The organism is Allohoeflea poritis, assembly GCF_027889715.1.
Lineage (GTDB): Bacteria > Pseudomonadota > Alphaproteobacteria > Rhizobiales > Rhizobiaceae > Hoeflea_A > Hoeflea_A poritis.
Genome location: NZ_JAPJZH010000025.1, coordinates 20,118 through 36,725, shown reverse-complemented (window position 1 = coordinate 36,725; position 16,608 = coordinate 20,118). Strand labels below are relative to the sequence as shown.

At 56.4% G+C, this 16,608-nt stretch carries 16 protein-coding genes; 12 read left to right on the top strand and 4 right to left on the bottom strand.

Annotated features, from left to right (window positions below):
* Nucleotides 1-19: 19 nt before the first annotated feature.
* Nucleotides 20-481 (bottom strand): DMT family transporter, encoded by a 462-nt coding sequence (locus OOZ53_RS24680; RefSeq protein WP_271092447.1) that lies wholly within the window; start codon nt 479-481, stop codon nt 20-22.
* 108 nt (nt 482-589) lie between these two features.
* Here OOZ53_RS24680 and OOZ53_RS24675 point away from each other — a divergent pair, with 108 nt between their 5' ends.
* The 5 genes from OOZ53_RS24675 to OOZ53_RS24655 all read left to right on the top strand — a co-directional run bounded on the left by OOZ53_RS24675 (nt 590) and on the right by OOZ53_RS24655 (nt 6,277).
* Nucleotides 590-1,219, top strand: a complete 630-nt coding sequence (locus tag OOZ53_RS24675; RefSeq protein ID WP_271092446.1) for a TetR/AcrR family transcriptional regulator — start codon at nt 590-592, stop codon at nt 1,217-1,219.
* Nucleotides 1,220-2,436: 1,217 nt separating this feature from the next.
* A complete protein-coding gene (locus OOZ53_RS24670; RefSeq protein WP_484477145.1) occupies nt 2,437-3,486 on the top strand; it encodes a 2,5-dihydroxypyridine 5,6-dioxygenase NicX family protein in 1,050 nt (349 codons plus the stop codon).
* 12 nt (nt 3,487-3,498) lie between these two features.
* Nucleotides 3,499-4,320, top strand: coding sequence for an alpha/beta fold hydrolase (locus OOZ53_RS24665; RefSeq protein ID WP_271092444.1), 822 nt, complete (start codon nt 3,499-3,501; stop codon nt 4,318-4,320).
* Nucleotides 4,320-4,628 carry a YciI family protein gene (locus OOZ53_RS24660; protein WP_271092443.1) on the top strand — a complete coding sequence of 103 codons (309 nt, stop codon included), beginning with the start codon at nt 4,320-4,322 and terminating at the stop codon, nt 4,626-4,628. The genes OOZ53_RS24665 and OOZ53_RS24660 overlap by 1 nt, the downstream gene beginning before the upstream one ends.
* Nucleotides 4,625-6,277 (top strand): FAD-dependent monooxygenase, encoded by a 1,653-nt coding sequence (locus tag OOZ53_RS24655; RefSeq protein ID WP_271092442.1) that lies wholly within the window; start codon nt 4,625-4,627, stop codon nt 6,275-6,277. Before OOZ53_RS24660 ends, OOZ53_RS24655 begins: the two co-directional genes overlap by 4 nt.
* A gap of 32 nt (nt 6,278-6,309) precedes the next feature.
* On the opposite strand, the gene OOZ53_RS24650 is transcribed toward OOZ53_RS24655, so the two are convergent.
* Nucleotides 6,310-6,663 (bottom strand): MarR family winged helix-turn-helix transcriptional regulator, encoded by a 354-nt coding sequence (locus tag OOZ53_RS24650; RefSeq protein WP_271092441.1) that lies wholly within the window; start codon nt 6,661-6,663, stop codon nt 6,310-6,312.
* Between the two features lie 6 nt (nt 6,664-6,669).
* On the opposite strand from OOZ53_RS24650, the gene OOZ53_RS24645 reads away from it, so the two are divergent.
* The 3 genes from OOZ53_RS24645 to OOZ53_RS24635 are packed head-to-tail and all read left to right on the top strand — an operon-like array spanning nt 6,670 to nt 9,685.
* A complete protein-coding gene (locus OOZ53_RS24645; RefSeq protein WP_271092440.1) occupies nt 6,670-7,884 on the top strand; it encodes a TRAP transporter substrate-binding protein in 1,215 nt (404 codons plus the stop codon).
* Nucleotides 7,881-8,402, top strand: a complete 522-nt coding sequence (locus OOZ53_RS24640) for a TRAP transporter small permease (RefSeq protein WP_271092439.1) — start codon at nt 7,881-7,883, stop codon at nt 8,400-8,402. The genes OOZ53_RS24645 and OOZ53_RS24640 overlap by 4 nt, the downstream gene beginning before the upstream one ends.
* Nucleotides 8,399-9,685 (top strand): TRAP transporter large permease, encoded by a 1,287-nt coding sequence (locus OOZ53_RS24635; protein ID WP_271092438.1) that lies wholly within the window; start codon nt 8,399-8,401, stop codon nt 9,683-9,685. Before OOZ53_RS24640 ends, OOZ53_RS24635 begins: the two co-directional genes overlap by 4 nt.
* Nucleotides 9,686-9,811: 126 nt before the next feature.
* Here OOZ53_RS24635 and OOZ53_RS24630 read toward each other — a convergent pair whose 3' ends face one another.
* Together OOZ53_RS24630 and OOZ53_RS24625 are read right to left on the bottom strand one after the other, a co-directional pair.
* Nucleotides 9,812-10,855: an ROK family transcriptional regulator gene (locus OOZ53_RS24630; RefSeq protein WP_271092476.1), complete on the bottom strand. Its 1,044-nt coding sequence runs from the start codon at nt 10,853-10,855 to the stop codon at nt 9,812-9,814.
* Between the two features lie 107 nt (nt 10,856-10,962).
* Nucleotides 10,963-11,613, bottom strand: a complete 651-nt coding sequence (locus OOZ53_RS24625; RefSeq protein WP_271092437.1) for an SGNH/GDSL hydrolase family protein — start codon at nt 11,611-11,613, stop codon at nt 10,963-10,965.
* Between the two features lie 377 nt (nt 11,614-11,990).
* Here OOZ53_RS24625 and OOZ53_RS24620 point away from each other — a divergent pair, with 377 nt between their 5' ends.
* The 4 genes from OOZ53_RS24620 (at nt 11,991) to OOZ53_RS24605 (ending at nt 16,582) form a co-directional block, all read left to right on the top strand.
* Complete coding sequence (locus OOZ53_RS24620) at nt 11,991-13,067, top strand: substrate-binding domain-containing protein (protein WP_271092436.1); 1,077 nt, start codon at nt 11,991-11,993, stop codon at nt 13,065-13,067.
* A gap of 77 nt (nt 13,068-13,144) precedes the next feature.
* The gene (locus OOZ53_RS24615; protein ID WP_271092475.1) at nt 13,145-14,659 is read left to right on the top strand and encodes a sugar ABC transporter ATP-binding protein; all 1,515 of its coding nucleotides are present in this window, start codon (nt 13,145-13,147) and stop codon (nt 14,657-14,659) included.
* A 70-nt stretch (nt 14,660-14,729) separates the two neighbouring features.
* Nucleotides 14,730-15,626, top strand: a complete 897-nt coding sequence (locus OOZ53_RS24610; RefSeq protein ID WP_271092435.1) for an ABC transporter permease — start codon at nt 14,730-14,732, stop codon at nt 15,624-15,626.
* Nucleotides 15,627-15,628: 2 nt separating this feature from the next.
* Nucleotides 15,629-16,582: an ABC transporter permease gene (locus tag OOZ53_RS24605; RefSeq protein WP_271092434.1), complete on the top strand. Its 954-nt coding sequence runs from the start codon at nt 15,629-15,631 to the stop codon at nt 16,580-16,582.
* Nucleotides 16,583-16,608: the final 26 nt, after the last annotated feature.

Genomic DNA, 16,608 nt, shown 5'->3' with positions numbered 1-16,608 from the left:
TTATTCGGCCTGCCATGGCTTATGTGTTTCGGTTCAGTTGCATCGCCAGGACACCGCCGATAACCATGATCGTTCCGACAATGCGGCTCAGCTCAACAGGGCGGCGGGGAAATCCAAGCAACCCGAAATGGTCTACCGCCAAAGCCATCGTCATCTGTCCGGCAACGACGGCAGCGATAAACGCGGCGGTTCCCAGGCGTGGCGTTAGCAACATGGTGGCGATGACATAGGCGACCCCAATGGCTCCGCCGAGCCAGGCCCAGACTGGTGTCGCGGCCAGCGAAGACCATGTTGGCAGGCCGGGGCGTAACAGCGCTGTTGCGACCATGAGGCATCCGAAAGAAACACCAAAGGACAATATAGTCGCCCAGATCGGGTGCGCTGCGGTGCGGCTCAAACTGGCGTTCATCCCGGCGTGAACCGGGATGAACGCACCACAGATGATTGCCGCAATCACAAGGGAGGGAGAGTGAGCCGACATTCACATTGCCTTTTGCTTATACTCGCCACCAGGCGAAGTGTTTTCAGGTCTTGATTAGTACGACATACGTCGATACGGTACCGTTCCGTCGATATAGGAAGTGTTACGATGGAACGCAAGAGTTCCGACGAAAAATCGTCAAATAGGCCAAGCCGCAAAGTCGCCGGGGCGGCGGTTCTACAACCTTCGGTGACGGCCTCATTGCATCGGGCATTGTTCGAGGAGTGGGCCGAAACAGGCTACGCCTCCCTGCGGATGGAACGTATTGCCGCGCGTGCGGGCGTTGGAAAGGCGGCACTCTACAGGCGTTGGAAAACCAAGCGCGATCTGGCCTATGAAGCGGTGGAGACGACGGCGCTGACAATTACCCCGATTCCGGATACTGGCACCCTTGACGGCGATGTCCATGCTATCATTCGAGCTTTCGCCATCGTTTTGCGCCATCGTCTTGTCCGGTGCATCCTGCCGGACCTGCATGCCGAACGCGCGCGATCCGATGCGTTGGACGCGCTTCTGGACAAGGTGACGAAGGGGCGCCGCGCGCAGGCCGCCGTTGTGCTCAAGCGCGCAATTGAACGCGGTGAACTTTCCACTGATATTGACCGGCAACTGGCCTTGGACATGTTGGTGGCTCCCCTCTACTGGAGCGCCATCGTTCAGCAACGTCATCTGAGCACAGCGGAAATCGAGCGAATTGCCGAACTTGCATTGCTTTCAATTCGAAATGTTTCGTGCTGATACTGGCCCATGCCCGGCACGGGTCAAAGGCTTCAGGCGCCCGGGCAGCGAACTTGCAGTTGATGGATATACAGAAATGGGCAAGGCGACCGCCAAGGCCAACTTCATCAGTAAGTGTAACTCGAAGAACATTCGAAGTTCAGGATATAGATGCTGGTAATCCAGTGGGCAGAGCACAGATTGTCAGAGCGAGATTGAGGTGCAATTAGACGAAGCTCAATCATCATGCCACTGATTCGAATAACTGCCGTGGACAGCATTGGTTGCGAGCCCCTGATTTGAACCCGCAGTGTATGCACGACACAATGCGAAAGGTTTCCGGTCGCGCGTTTGGTAATTTTCCACATTTTTTCATTGGAAGTGTGAAAAAATAACGCAAGCAATTCCAGAAGCTTACGATATTGACGTTATTTCTGACGGTATGCGCGAATTGTCGCAGATAAACTCGACATGAAATCATACACTTACCCGCTCCATTGATCATCGAGTGGGAGTGAGGATTGCGATGGACCTGTGTTGACGGCGGTTGACCAATGTTCTCAAAAGCAATTGATATAAAGAAGTTTTCCATCATCACCCAATGTCTGTCATGTGCGGAAATTGCGGTGAAGCGAGAATTATTGACGGTATATTTGACGGACCTTGGCGCCACCGATTTCGGCGACTCCGACCGGTACCGTCTCCTATGTTGGCGCTCGTGACGGTATTTCTCGAGACCGAACCAGCTGAATTCACTGCGAGAATATCGTGAACGCGGTCCCGAAAAGGGCTGACGGTACTTTTGTGCCGAAGGAGGCCGTGTGCTCACCGATTCAGAGCTTAAGCATCTGAAAGGAAAAGCAAAACCGTACGATGTGTCTGACTGGTCCGGATGTATGCCTACGTATCATCTGCGGGCACTGTGAGCGTTCGTTACAACCACCGGATCAATTGGCGCCGCGAGACATCGGTTATCGGTTAATACGGCCGCGACGGCAAAGGGAGAAGCAGAAACTGCGGGAGGCGAGAAGCTTTGGTCGGTTTGCGAAGACTGGTTCAGGGATGCCCGCATGGCCGAGAGCACCAAGGTTATGCGGCGCTTAATTTATGATCGCGACATTTCCCCGACGCTTCGCCTCTAATTGCTGAAGCAGATCAGACCTGAGAGGGTTGATTTCTTGAAAAACATCTAATTAGATAGTAATCTATATTTATTTCGATGCAAAGAGAATTAACCTATGCCCCTTCAATGTCCCGTCGACGAAATCTGGATAGCCTGTTTCGCTGACAGTTTCCGTATGTCCGGCGTTCAAGGGGGGGAACTTGTTTATGTATTGTCGGAATCCCGGTCCAATCCGACTCTGGTCCAGTTGGCCGAGCTTGGGTTGGGGCGGATCGGCGCGCGCGTTGTGACCCTGAAACTCCCTTCGGCGCGATGCAGCGCAGCACAGCCGATCCGCTCGACCGGGGCTTCGGATGCCGCTGACAGCTATGGCGATCTGATGCGGGCAATCGGGCCGACTGGGCTGATTGTGGATCTGACGGTGGAGGGCATCCTGCACAGCCCCGCGCGACAAGAGTTGCTGTCGGCGGGCGGGCGAGTCTACATGATTTCCAACGAGCATCCCGAGGTGCTGGAACGCTGTATGCCCAACCCCGATCTGGTCGCGAGGGTGGATCATTCGCTGAAGCGGCTGGATGCCGCAAAAACCATGCGCGTGACCTCAGAGGCCGGAACGGATTTGACCGTGGACATCACGGGCGCCCCGGTCCGCGGCGGCGCTGGGTTCCTGACGGATGGCCAGCCGATTGCCTATTGGCCCGCCGGGCTAGCCCTGTGCTTTCCGTTGCGAAAGACGGTCAATGGTTTGGTGGTTCTGAACACTGGGGATGTGAACCTGACATTCAAACGGTATTTCGAAAGTCCTGTCACGCTGACCATCGAAGATGACCGCGTGACGGATATTGCCGGGGAGGGGCTGGATGCGGTTTCCTTGCAGTCCTATTTTGCGGCGTGGAACGATCCCGAAGCCTACACGATCTCCCATGTCGGGTGGGGGCTCAATCCCGGTGCACGGTGGGACAGCCTGCATCTTTATGACAAGAACGAAATCAACGGAACGGAACTGCGGGCCGTTGAGGGGAATTTCCTGATCTCGACCGGCGCCAACGAATTCGCCGACCGCTACACACTCTGCCATTTCGATTTTCCGATGCGCGATTGTTCGGTCTGGATCGATGCGGTGCAGGTGGTGGATGCCGGCCGACTCTTGCCCGAGTTTCAGTAAATGGCGGGTCTCATGCATCATTTCGTATCCGGTGCCCCAAAGCTGTCATTCGATAGGATTGGGGACGGTCCGCCCCTGATCTTTCTACACGGAATTGGCGGCAACCGGTTTCAATGGCGCGATCAATTGGTTGCTTTTGCAGACAGATTTACCGCCATCGCCTGGGACGCGCGGGGTTATGGAAGGTCGGATGATTATGCCGGGGACCTGGCCTTTGGCGACTTCTCTGATGATCTGTTGCGGTTGCTGGATGATCTACAGGTCGAAAAAGCGCATCTGGTCGGGCTGTCGATGGGCGCGCGTATCCTGCTGGATTTCGCTCCGGATCGTCTGGATCGTATTGCCACGCTGACCTTGTGTGATTTCTTCTATGGGTTTGACGAATCCCTCACCGAAGAAAAGCGGGAAGAGTTCATCGCACTGCGGCAAAAACCGCTGCTGGAAGGTAAAACGCTTTCCGATCTTGCACCGGACCTGGTGGCGTCCTTGCTGTCACCGTCTGCGTCTGATGCGGTGCGCCAAAGGCTGGTGGACAGCATCGAGGCGCTGCATGTCGGCAGCTACCTTAAGACCCTCGCCGCGACGCTGCGCTACAACCGTGGCGCCAATCTGGCGGCGCTGAAGGTGCCCGTGCAGATGATTTATGGCGAAGACGACCGGCTGACGCCGCCCGGCATTGGGGAAGGGGCGTTGGCACATTTGCCGGACGGGCGGTTGAACGTGATCCCGAAAGCCGGGCACCTGTCCAATATCGAAACTCCCGACGCCTTCAACACCATCCTTGGGCGTTTTCTGTCCATTTACCGCGATACTGCCTGCTGGAAGGAGGTGTGATGCTGTTTTCCGTGACCCTGATGGACCGCCCGGACGGTGCCGCGCTGCGCGCCGAAACGGCGGCGCGGCACCGCGAATATGTTGCGCGGTTCCTTCCGCAGATTGTGCTGGGAGGTCCGCTGCTTGCAGCGGATGGCGAAACCATGATCGGCAGCCAGATCATCATTGATATGCCCGACGTCCAAGCCACGCGCGCCTTTGTCGAAAACGAGCCCTACAACAGGGCCGGCCTGTTCGAACAGGTGCAAATTCGGCGGTTTCGAAGCGTCGCGTCAAACCCCGAGCTGATCCGGGAAAACCAAATATGAGCCAGCAAGACGCAGACATTCCGGTATTGGTTGTCGGGGCGGGATCAGTTGGGCTGTCGCTGGCGGCTGAACTGGGTTATCGCGGTCTGGATGCGATGTTGATCGAACGGGCCGCTGGCCTGAACCCCCATCCGAGAGCCAACGCGGTCGCCAACCGGACGATGGAATACTACCGCCGTTGGGGGTTGGACGAGGCAATTGCCTCGACGGGTCTGCCGCCCGACTTGCCATCGCGCTATCTTTGGGTGTCATCCCTGTTCGGGCAAAAGGTGCACGAGGTCGACTTGCCGTCCCCGACCAACATCCGAGAATCGGCGCGTGGGGGTTATGCGGCGGGCGAGCACAGCTGGTCTCCCTATCTGAAAACGATCACCGGACAAAACAATGTCGAAGAGATCATTCTGGGCTATGTGAAATCCCGTGACAGTTTGTCGGTTCACTTTCAGACCGAACTGGTGTCGTTTCGGGACATGGGCGACCATGTGCGCTGCACCCTGCGCGATCTGGCCACGAGACAGGACCGGGACATCACCTGCCGATACCTGGCCGCCTGTGATGGGGGCAGATCGCCGGTGCGCGAACATTTCCAGGTGCCGCTTCATGGCCGCGCGGCCCTGTCCCGGTTCATTTCGATCTATTTCCGGGCCCCCGACCTGATCGAGAAGAACCGGTTCGGCAACGCCAACATCTATTTCCCGCTGCACAAGGAATATCGCGGGTTCCTGCTGAACTGGGACGGGGTAGAGACCTTCACCTACCATCTGATCCTAAAAAGTGGACAACACTGGGAAGATGTTGATCCCGCGTCTGTTATTCGCGCCCTTGCCGGCCGCGATGATATGCCGGTCGACGTCATCTCAACCCAGCCGTGGACGGCCCATGCGCTAACGGCGGAAGAGTATCGGCCATCACCCAATATCTTCCTTGTCGGAGATGCCGCGCATCTGTTCACGCCAACCGGTGGGTTCGGAATGAACACTGGTGTGTCCGACGCCATCGATCTTGCGTGGAAATTGCAGGCCGCGCTGGAAGGATGGGCAGGAAACGGGCTTCTGGACAGCTACTCGGAAGAACGCCAGCCCATCGGTGTCCGCAACACCAGCGAAGCTGCGCATTGCTTTGACGGGCTTTATTCAGTCATGCAAAACGGCGATGAACTTGATGGGAAGGGCGCAGAGGGCGCGGAACTGCGCGACGCTCTCAGAGAAAACATCAAACAGCAGGAAAAGTTGATTGTGTCCTCGGGCACGTTGCTGGGCTATCGCTATGAGGGGTCGTCCATCATAGCATCGGACGGAACGCCCGCCCCGGCAGATCACCCGCGCAACTATCAGCCCACCGCGCGCCCGGGCCACCGTGCGCCGCATGTCTGGCTACAGGATGGCAGCGCACTGATGGACCATTTCGGCACGGGCTTTACCCTTGTGGTTGCGACCGGCGCGGAGGCGGACACATCCAAGATCGAACGGGCGGCGCAGGATGCCGGGATGCCCTTGACCGTTTATCATCAGCCCGAGCCCGCTGTTCGGGATGCGTATGAGGCGGATTTTACGCTTGTGCGGCCGGACCTGATGGTGGCTTGGCGCGGCGATACGTTGCCGCAAGACCCCGACAGCGTTCTGAACGTCGTGACCGGGTCCAAGACGTGACAGTCCCTGCCTGGAAACGACCCCGAACGGGATCAGTAATCGTCTTCGAAACAGGCGATTACATCTCTCAATTGTCGCGCGAACTCGCTCGCCCGCTTACGGCCCAACCGTTCTATCAGGCGATCATTCATGGTGCGCGCGCGGCCTTCCAGTTCGGCCACCAGGGCCTCGCCGGCCGGAGTCAGCGTGACAACCGCCTGACGGCCGTCCCTGGCGTCGTTGGATTTGTCGATCAGCCCGTCATCGACCGCCATATCCACAAGCCGCGTGACGGTCGGCTGCTTGAGCATCAGCCGTTTTGTCAAATCCTTGATGGAATAGGGCTGGTGTTCCGAAAGCCATACCAGCATACGCCATCTGCTGCGGGAAATATTCTGCAGTTTCATGCCCTTATGGAATTCTTCGGTTACGAGGTAGCTGCACCTCTGCGCAAGATATGGCAACAAGTCGGGCAAAAGTTTTTGGGGCATGACAAAGTTTCGCAGTCCAATGATTTAAATAGCTTTCTATGTTTAACCCTCGGCGGCGCCAGCCGCAACGTAAACAAAAAAACAATGCACCCGCCCCTCAACAAGGAGAAAATCATGAAGAAACTCAGCAAGAGAATTGTGCCTTTCGTTCTGTCATCGGTTCTGTCGCTTCCAGCTTTGGCGCAAGACACGGTTCTGCGCGTATCAAGCTGGTTGCCGCCGTCTCATCCGATCGTCCGCGACATGGTTCTGCCCTGGAGCGAGGACGTGGCCGCCGCGACCGAAGGCCGGGTGACCATTCAACTGCTGGACGCGCCTCTTGGTCCGCCGCCGGCGCATATGGATCTGGCAATGGCCGGAGCTGCTGACATCACCTATGGTGCCCATGACTATACGCCCGGTCGCTTCACTCTGCACCAGATCGTGCAACTGCCCTTCCTGGCGGACAGTGCGGCAACAGCATCGGTGGCCTATTGGCGTCTTTTCGAGGAGCACCTTGCCTCCGCTGGCGAACACAAGGGCGTCCAGGTTCTCAGCGTGTTCACCCATGGTCCAGGCCTGATGTACCTGCGCGACAAGGCTCCCAGCCCCCTGTCCGAGCTTGCCGGCGCCAAAATCCGCGTGGCCGGTCCGATGACCTCTGACATGTCCAAGGCCCTTGGTCTGACGCCGGTTCAGGCACCTGCGCCGTCGTCCTATGAAATCCTGTCGGGCGGTATTGTGGATGGAACCTATTTTCCGGCCGAGTCCATTCCGTTCTTCAGGATTACCGATGAATTGACACATGGTCTGCGCGCGCCCGGCGGGCTTTATAACATTTCGTTCTTCATGGTGATGAACAGCGCAGCGTTTCAGCGGCTGTCCGAGGCCGACCAGAAAGCGATCATGAAACTGTCGGGCGAAGCCTTTGCCCTGCGCGCCGGCCAAGCCTGGGATGCAGCGGATCAGCGCGGCTATGAAGCAATGGACGGCAAGGTCGACATCATGGATGCATCCGAGGCCGACATTGCCGCCTTGACTGCAGCGACCGCCCCGATGTTCGACAAGGTTCGTGAAAGCTATGACGCCAAGGGCATCGACTTTGAAGCGGCGATGACCAGCCTGAAGGCCGATATCGAAGCCCTGTCGGCTCAATGATCCTTCAGGGCCGCAATACCGGCAGAGCCGCACGGCTTCGCGCACGTGTGGTTCTGCTCACGTCGATTGTCAGTGCCTTCCTGCTGATCGCGCTTACGGCGGTTACGGTCATTGACGTCGTGGGCCGCTATGTCTTCAACGCTCCGCTTTCGGGCGCGTCCGAATTGACCGAATTCCTGCTCCTGGGAATCATCTTCATCGGTCTCCCGGCGATTACCCTGGACGACGATCACATCGCCATTGACCTGCTGACGTCCCAGTTGGCGCAAAGGCCCAGGACTGTGCTGAAATTCGTTGCCCGGGTTCTATCGGCCGGATTCTTTGGGTTCCTCGGCTGGCAACTGCTCGAACATGCCAAACGGTTGGAGGCGTATCAGGACATCACAGTGTTCCTGCGCATACCGTTTGCGCCGTTCTGTACGGCGGCGGCCTATCTGATGATGCTGTGTTCGCTCATCCTGTGTCTGCAGATAGTAGGCCCTCTTTTCCATCGAAGCTCGGGAGTTTCCAAAAAATGAGTTGGCTTCTGGGCCTTGGGCTGCTCTTCCTGCTGATCTTTGCAGGTGTGCCAATTGCGGTTGCGATGGGATTGGTCGGGTTGATCGGCACCGCTTCCATATTGGGTATAGAGCCCGCCCTCTTTCTGATCGGTGGCGTTTATTTCGATTCTGGTCGGAACTACACGCTGTCGGTGGTACCGCTCTTCATTTTGATGGGGAACCTGATCATCATGTCGGGCATCGCCACCGAACTTTATGCGTCGGCCCATGCCTGGATGCGCCACAAACGCGGCGGGTTGGCAATGGCAACCATTGTTGCAGCGGGTGGGTTTGCCTCTGTCTGCGGATCGTCCCTGGCAACGACAGCAACACTCGCCAAGATATCATTGCCCGAAATGCGTAAATACGGATATTCCAATCGGCTTGCTGGTGCGTCCGTCGCTGCGGGTGGCACGCTTGGCATTCTGATCCCGCCTTCCGTGATCCTCATCCTTTACGGGATCATGACGCAAGAACACATTGGCAAACTCTTTCTCGCGGGGCTGGTGCCGGGTCTTCTTGGCGTTTTCTTTTATCTTGGCGCCGTGCGCTTCTCGCTAATCATCAGCGATGAGACCCTGGAGGCGCAGGATAAACTGCCTTTACGCGATCGTATCCGCAGCCTGCGTGGTGTGTTCCTGACCTTGCTTCTGTTTCTGTTCGTGCTGGGGGGCATTTACCTCAACGTTTTCACTGCAACGGAAGCCGCTGGAATGGGCGCTGCCGGAGCGTTCATCATCACCGCGTTGCGGGGTAAATTGGCGATGAACGATACTCTGCGGATGTTGTTTGACACAGCCAAGACGACGGCGGTGATGTTCCTTATCCTGTTCGGCGCCATGGCCTTCTTGAACTTCGTCAACCTCTCCGGACTGACGACGGACTTACGCAATTTCGTCAGTGCCATTGGTGCGAGCCCCTACGCGGTAATCATCGCAATTTTGTTGATCTACCTGGTACTCGGTTGTCTGCTAGAAAGCCTGTCGATGATCCTGTTGACGGTGCCGATCTTTTATCCACTCGTCACCGCGATGGGGTTTGACGGTATCTGGTTCGGTATTGTGGTGGTTGTGGCCACAGAATTGAGTTTCATAACGCCACCGGTCGGAATGAACATTTTCGTGCTTCGGGCGACCGCGCCAGACGTGCCGCTCTCATCAGTATATCGAGGCATTTTGCCTTTCGTTGGTGCGGACATCGTGCGCCTCACGCTGATAGTGGCTATACCTGGGTTAGTCAGCTTGTTTGGTCTTTTGTACTAATTTGGCACTGGGTGCGTCCTAACTGGAAGGCCGAGCTTTTTGTATCCCTCTCCGCTGTCCTTCAAGCAAACTCGTGGCTACATGAACGTCTAGCGCGGGGTTGAAGAATCATGGTTCGAAAAATCGTCACTGGACAGTGAACTTTGAACTGAAGGGCAGGCTGGCTGCACCAATTGCCTTTGGGGAAATTTCCAGATCGCCTGCAAGTGCAGTGACATTCGGATTCAGGTTCATCAGTTCGCCTATTACCTGTTTGCAGATGCCTTTCGGGGCTTGTGATGACAGGACTACGGTGGTGACGGGCACAAATTGAGATAACGCTTCCAAGGACTGATTGAGCTGGTCCACACACTCTTTTCGCCACTCGATTTCCGCATGGCCCAAATCCGGCCAGGAACCGACCTGATTCCAAATCGGAGCGGTCGGGTTATCGGTGCCCTCCAATCGATTTTGTAGATTGAGAAGGCCGACGTCGTAGCTCCGGCGCATCTGGCCGTTGAAGATCTGGTGATTGAGAACGAGCCGATTGTGAAGTCGTGCGCCAAGGTAAAAGAACAAATAGTCCGTCAAAGGTTTTGCCGCGCCAAACATGCTTTCACCGGCGGCGGCGGCCGTGATGTCATTTTGGACATATACCTCAATGCCTATGGCGGATTCGATCTCTTCTCGAAGGCTCTCGTACCGTTCGATGGTGCCATTGGGAACCAATTCCAATTCGTGATGATCTTCGGGCAGCGCCAGACCGATGCCCGCGATTCGCTCCCGGTTGCTTTTGGGCAGCGCGTCGACTGCCGCCTGGACCGTGGTCAGAAAGTCAGAGTGATTTGTGTTCTCATCCGGATGCGGATTTTCGATCGTTGTGTGGAAGCGCACCGTGCCGACGAAATCGATCAGAACGACGTCCGTTTGATGGTGGCCAAGGCTGATGCCGACAGAGAACGCGCCTTGCGGATTGAGCGACAGCGGGATTGTCGGCGGCCCGATCCGCCCCTTTTGCGCTTCTCCCTTCGAAACCAGACCTTCCTGCTCCATGGAGCGAACAAGCACGGATACGGTTTGTGCCGACAAGCCCGTCCTCTGTCCGATTTCCATGCGGGACAATCCCTCATTCTGCAGGAGCAGGGATAGTACGAGGCGTTCGTTATAGCTCCTGACGGAGACGGCATTCATGCCGGGAGACCGATCGGCGATTCTGATCGGGTTTGGTGGAGCGAACCGCATATCAGGCATGACAGCTGCCTGTCAGGCTTATATGCCCGATACCTTGAAAAAGACGGCTATACATTCTCATCCCACCCGATTGCCAATACCTCCCGCGCCATTACGACGCCGAGCGTGTGATGCGCTTCTCTACTGAGGTGAAAACCGTCGGCCGGATCCGATTTGATAACCGAACCGGCGTCAAAAAAATGCACCTCAAGTGAATCGGCTATGATCTCGAACTCCAGAGCCAGCTTGTGGCTCTTTTCTTGTGCACCTGAAAATATGGACTCCCATTCTTTGATATCGTCCAGCATCGGCGGGGGCGCCACGATCAGTATCTCGGGGATATTGCCAATGGGGCCGGGAGCCAGTTCCTTGATGTCATGTATGAGGCATCCAATACCCATCGCCACTTCCGACGGCGGTTGTTGGAAGCGCCGTTTGAGATCGTTTGTTCCTAGCATGATGATAGTGAGGTCGATCGGTGCGTGGCTCATCAGGCAGGGTCGAAGATAACGACGGCCGTTCTTGATGTCTCCCTCGATCGGATCGTCATAAACCGTTGTGCGTCCGCTCAGGCCCTCCTCGATGACATACCAGTTTTCGCCCAGCTCGCGGCGCATGACACCAGGCCATCTTTCTTCCGGACCGAAGCGGTCGAGCGGCGTGCCGCCGGGCATCTGCCCGTGGGTATTTGAATCGCCAAAACACAGTATCGATCTCATCCGGTCTTTCTCAGAGCTCATTTATCTTTTTATTTCAGCGACTTGTAAGAGCGGCGCATAAGGTCGCAGGGCTGTCAGATTCGCACTATTTTTATGAAAAGGCAATCCGGGCTAGTTATTCATTCAACATGAATAACTATTGACACCCTAACACGATATGTGGTTTTTGGCGACATGGGAGGAGTACCTGGAAGACACTTTCAGGAGTTCTTGGCGCAGACAAACATCGTATTTCGCGGCAACATCGGATGCCATGAAAGCTGCTGCTCCAGGTGCGGAATCTCCAAGAAAATCGGGCTGGCGAAGTGAGCTAACCAATCACTGCGTTCGTCTCGAATGAGATTGGAAACAGAGAGCCCAACATGGAGGAACGCTCAATGAGATCACTTTTGAAGAAACTGGTCGTCGGCACGTTATTGGCGATGACGGCGGCTTCCGCGCCGGTATTGGCGGCGGATGTGTGGCTGATGGACGGAGTCGAGCCGAGGCCGGAAGGAAACGCCACGGTCGAGGCGGGGAAGTTCAAGAAGGATGGCCCCTGGGTCATCGCCATGAGCCACTTCGGCGTCAACGCAAATACCTGGACGGTGCAGACCGCCCATGAGGCACAGGGCATCGCCGATGGGGACGATCGTATCGGCAAGTTCATCATGCTTGATGCGAATTTTGATCAGGCCAAACAGGTTGCCGACATAGAAGACCTTCTTGCTCAAAATCCGGACGCCCTTATCGTAATGCCGGTGACTTCGACATCGGCTGACGCAGGCATTCAAAAAGCGATCGATGCTGGAATTCCGGTGGTCGTCCACACCGGTCGCGTGGAAAATCAGAATTTCACCGTCGACATCCAGGGCGGCGCCGAGAATTTCGGCAAGGTGATGGGCGACTTTCTGGTCGAGCAACTGGACGGCGAGGGCAAGATCTGGGTACTTCGTGGACTGCCGTCCCATCCCGAGGATATCAACCGGTACAACGGATTGATGCAAGCGCTCGAAGGAACGAGCATCGAGATCACGCAGGAAGATCATGGCAGCTGGGTCTATGACCTGGGAAAGAAGCTGTGCGAGACATTCTATCTCAACGATCCCAATGTGGATGGCATCTGGTCATCCGGTGCGGACATGACGCGTGCATGCGTCGATGTGCTCAAGCAATTCGGCGCGGACATTCCACCGATCACCGGTGAGGGAAACAATGGTTTCTTTGGCCAGTGGATCAAGGAAGGCTATCCGTCGATTGTCGCCGAATACAGTCCGTCTCAGGCTGCGGCTGGCGTCCGCGCGGCGGTTGCTCTTCTTGAGGGCAAGGAGTTGCACAAGCACTACATTTACGAGCCGGCCGGCTGGAATATCGAAAAAGCCAAAAAGTACTACCGCGACGATCTGACGGCGAATGTGTGGTGGCCGACCGAACTTCCCGAAGACAAGCTGCAAGAACTTTACGGCAAAAAATAACGCTCCCACAACTTCCTTTCCGAAGGCGTTCGAACCGCCTTCGGGGAGACTTTTTCTTTGATCCGGCCGGTGGCTTTATGTCGAACCTTATCGAAATGTCGCGCATTACCAAGGCCTTTGGAGCCAATGTTGCAGTCAGGGATGTTTCGCTCGAACTGAAATCGGGCAGCGTTCATGCGCTGATGGGAGAGAATGGCGCCGGCAAATCGACGCTCATGAAAATCCTGGCCGGGGTGCATAGGCCGGATAGCGGGGAAATCTACAAGGACGGGGAAGCGGTCAGCTTCGAAAGCCCAAGGCATGCCCTGGACTTTGGGATATCGACCGTTTTTCAGGAGCTTTCTCTTCTTCCCAATCTGACCATTGCCGAAAACATGTTTCTCGGCCGCGAGCCCGTCAACGCGATCGGAGCGATCGACTATCGCTTGATGCATAAGGGGACCCAAAAGGCACTGGGCGACCTCGGGCTCAGCCTCGAGCCGTCAACGCTGGTCTCCGAACTCACGATTGCCGAGCGCCAGTTCGTGGAAATTGCCCATGGCATCAAGGCGGATGCCAAAATCTTCATTCTCGACGAGCCGACCGCAGCCCTGAACGCGGCGGATGTTGAAATCCTCAATGAACAGATCCGCCGCCTGAAGGCGGACGGCAAAGCCATCGTCTACATATCTCACCGTATGGATGAGATCTTTGAGATCTGTGACACCGTCACAGTGATGAAAGACGGTGTCCATATTGCCACCAGACCGCTTTCCGAGCTCACGCCGGAATCCCTTATTGCCATGATGGTGGGCCGCGAGCTGGAGACCTTGTTTCCGGAAGCGGGGCGAGCAGGGGACTCGGCGCTTCTTGAATTCACGGATTTCAAGCTCACGCAGGACAGTGAACCACTGTCATTTACCATCAAAGCTGGAGAGATCGTCGCCCTTGCCGGGCTGGAAGGCCAAGGCCAGCGGGAAATTGTCCGCTCCGCCATAGGGCAATTCGTGCCCTATAGGGGAACCATTTCAGTCCGAAACCAGACCGTAACATTGCCGGTCGCGGAAAGCAGCGGTGTTCGATCCTTGAAGGCGCTGGGAGTCGGATTTGTCCCGGAGGATCGCAAAGAAGAAGGACTGCTGCTCAGTTTGTCGGTGTCCGAAAACATTGAACTGGGCATTCACAGCTCGAGGAGCGCGATATTGCCGGCTCAACGCCTTCGAGACACGGTCAAACAGACGATGGAAAGCCTTGGCATCAAGGTGGCTGGTCCCACGGCACCGGTCGCGTCATTGTCGGGAGGCAACCAGCAAAAAGTTCTTCTTGGGCGATATCTCGCCTTGGACATCGATGTCCTCATCATTGAGGAGCCGACCCGCGGCGTCGATATCGGCGCAAAGGCGGAGATTTACCGGCTGCTCAGAAACCTTGCCGATTCCGGCAAAGCCATCCTCGTCCTTTCCAGGGAGACAGTTGAACTGATCGGCCTGTGTGATCGCATCAACGTGGTCCACGACCGGACCATCGTCGCGGAGATGCCGGCCAAAAACGCAAGCGAGCACAAGATTCTGGAAGCGGCTCTGCGCCAATACGAGACCGAAAACGAACTCTGAAAATATGGCGACGCAATCATTCAAAACATATTTCGGGCGAAATTCGCGTCAGGGACTTTGGTATGTCCCATTGCTCATCACGGTCGTCGGTGCAGTCATTCTGACAGTCTACACCGATGACTTCGCGTCGCCTCAGAACCTGTCGAATCTCCTGTCTCAGGCCATGCCTCTGATCATCGTCGCTATCGGTCAGATGATTGTCATTGTCATCGGTGGAATGGACCTTTCTGTCGGGGCGATCATCAGTCTGACGACAGCACTCCTTGCGCTTGATGCGCCGGCATTTGTGCTTGTCCCGGCGGTGTTTGCGATCACCGCCCTGATTGGCTTGGTGAACGGGTATTCGATCGTGAAACTGAATGTGCATCCCATCATCGCGACGCTTTCGGTGCAGTTCATCGTCGTAGGGTTTGCAAGGATACTGCGTCCGGTTGCCGGAGGTTCGGTTCCCGATATTGTCGTGTCCTGCGTTGCGGGAACGGTCTTCGGCATCCCGCTGACGGTTTTCTGGGCCGTCATCGTCCTTCTGCTTGGATGGAAGCTGATTCACGGCTCCCGGTATGGACTGCATCTTTTTGCGATCGGCGGGGGCGTTTCGTCAGGTCAGGAAGATGCGGCTCACAATTTCGGTATCTCGGATCAGCGCAACGTCATCCTGGCCTATGTTTGCAGCGCCCTGTTTGCCGCGCTGGCAGGCTTCTATATTGCCGGCAGGATCTCCTCCGGAGACCCTGGGGTCGGCGAAACGTTCGCACTGGATTCCGTAACTGCCGTTGCGATCGGCGGCACGCAGCTTTCCGGAGGAATCGGCAGTCTGCACGGTACTCTGTTCGGCGCCATCTTGATGGTGCTTTTGTCGAACGGCATGAATCTCGCCAATCTGTCGGCATTCCTGCAAGGCGCCATAAAGGGGGCAATCCTTCTGCTGGTGGTGTCCCTTCAATCCCGCAAGAAGATGGGGCTGTAAAGATGGGAGCCATTGCAGCAAATCCGGTCCTCCAGCGTGCGATTCGCGTGCCGCCGGCCTATCTGGTCTTTGCGGTCCTGTTGATCACGCTGTGGGTGACCAAACCTCAGCTTATGAATGTCAATGTCATGGGCATTTTCATCAGACAGGTCGCGCCGCTGGGAATTCTCGTCCTCGGCCAGCTTCTGGTGATGCGCGTGCGTTCGATCGACCTGTCGGGTGCGGGTGTTTTGTTGGTCGTCAACTACATGATTTCCTCGGGTATAATGGGTGATGTTCCCGCGATCGCCTATATTGCGATGGCCCTTTCCGTGGGGTTGGCCGTCGGTCTGGTGAATGGCTATCTGGTTGGGCGCCGTCGCGTCTCCGCGGTGATTGCGACACTCGCTGTCACCGTGATCCTGACGGGCATCATCCAGTTTCTGGCGAGCGGCAAGCCTCCCGGGGATATGCCCGGTTACTTCAATGACATCTACAACACGAAGATCTGGATCGTGCCGACGCCGGTGGCGTTCTGGCTTTTGCTTACGGTTTTGATGTCGCTGTTTTTGTCGCGTTTTGTATTCGGCCGGTTCATTGCCGCGATCGGTGAAAATCCGACTGCCTCACATTTTTCCGGCGTGCCTGTCGAACGCACGGTCATCGCTTCTCACATTTTGGCCAGCGTTATCGCCTCCGTCGCGGCGCTTGTTCAATCCGCATCCGTGGCGGTCGGCAGCATTCGGCTCGGGCTGGAAATGCCCATTGACGCGGTTGCCGCGACGATCCTGGGCGGCGTGATTTTCGGCCGCGGTGATGGCGGTGTTTGGGGGCCGTTTTTCGGTGTGATGTGTTTCGCCCTTCTTTTCGTTGTGATGACGAGTTTCGGCGTTCCAGATCCCGGCAAGCAGATAGCCAGGGGTCTGATCATCCTGCTTGCGGCAATCTTCTACGGACTAAGCAGTTCAGAAAAATGAGACCAACAAGGCGGCGAAGCCGACCA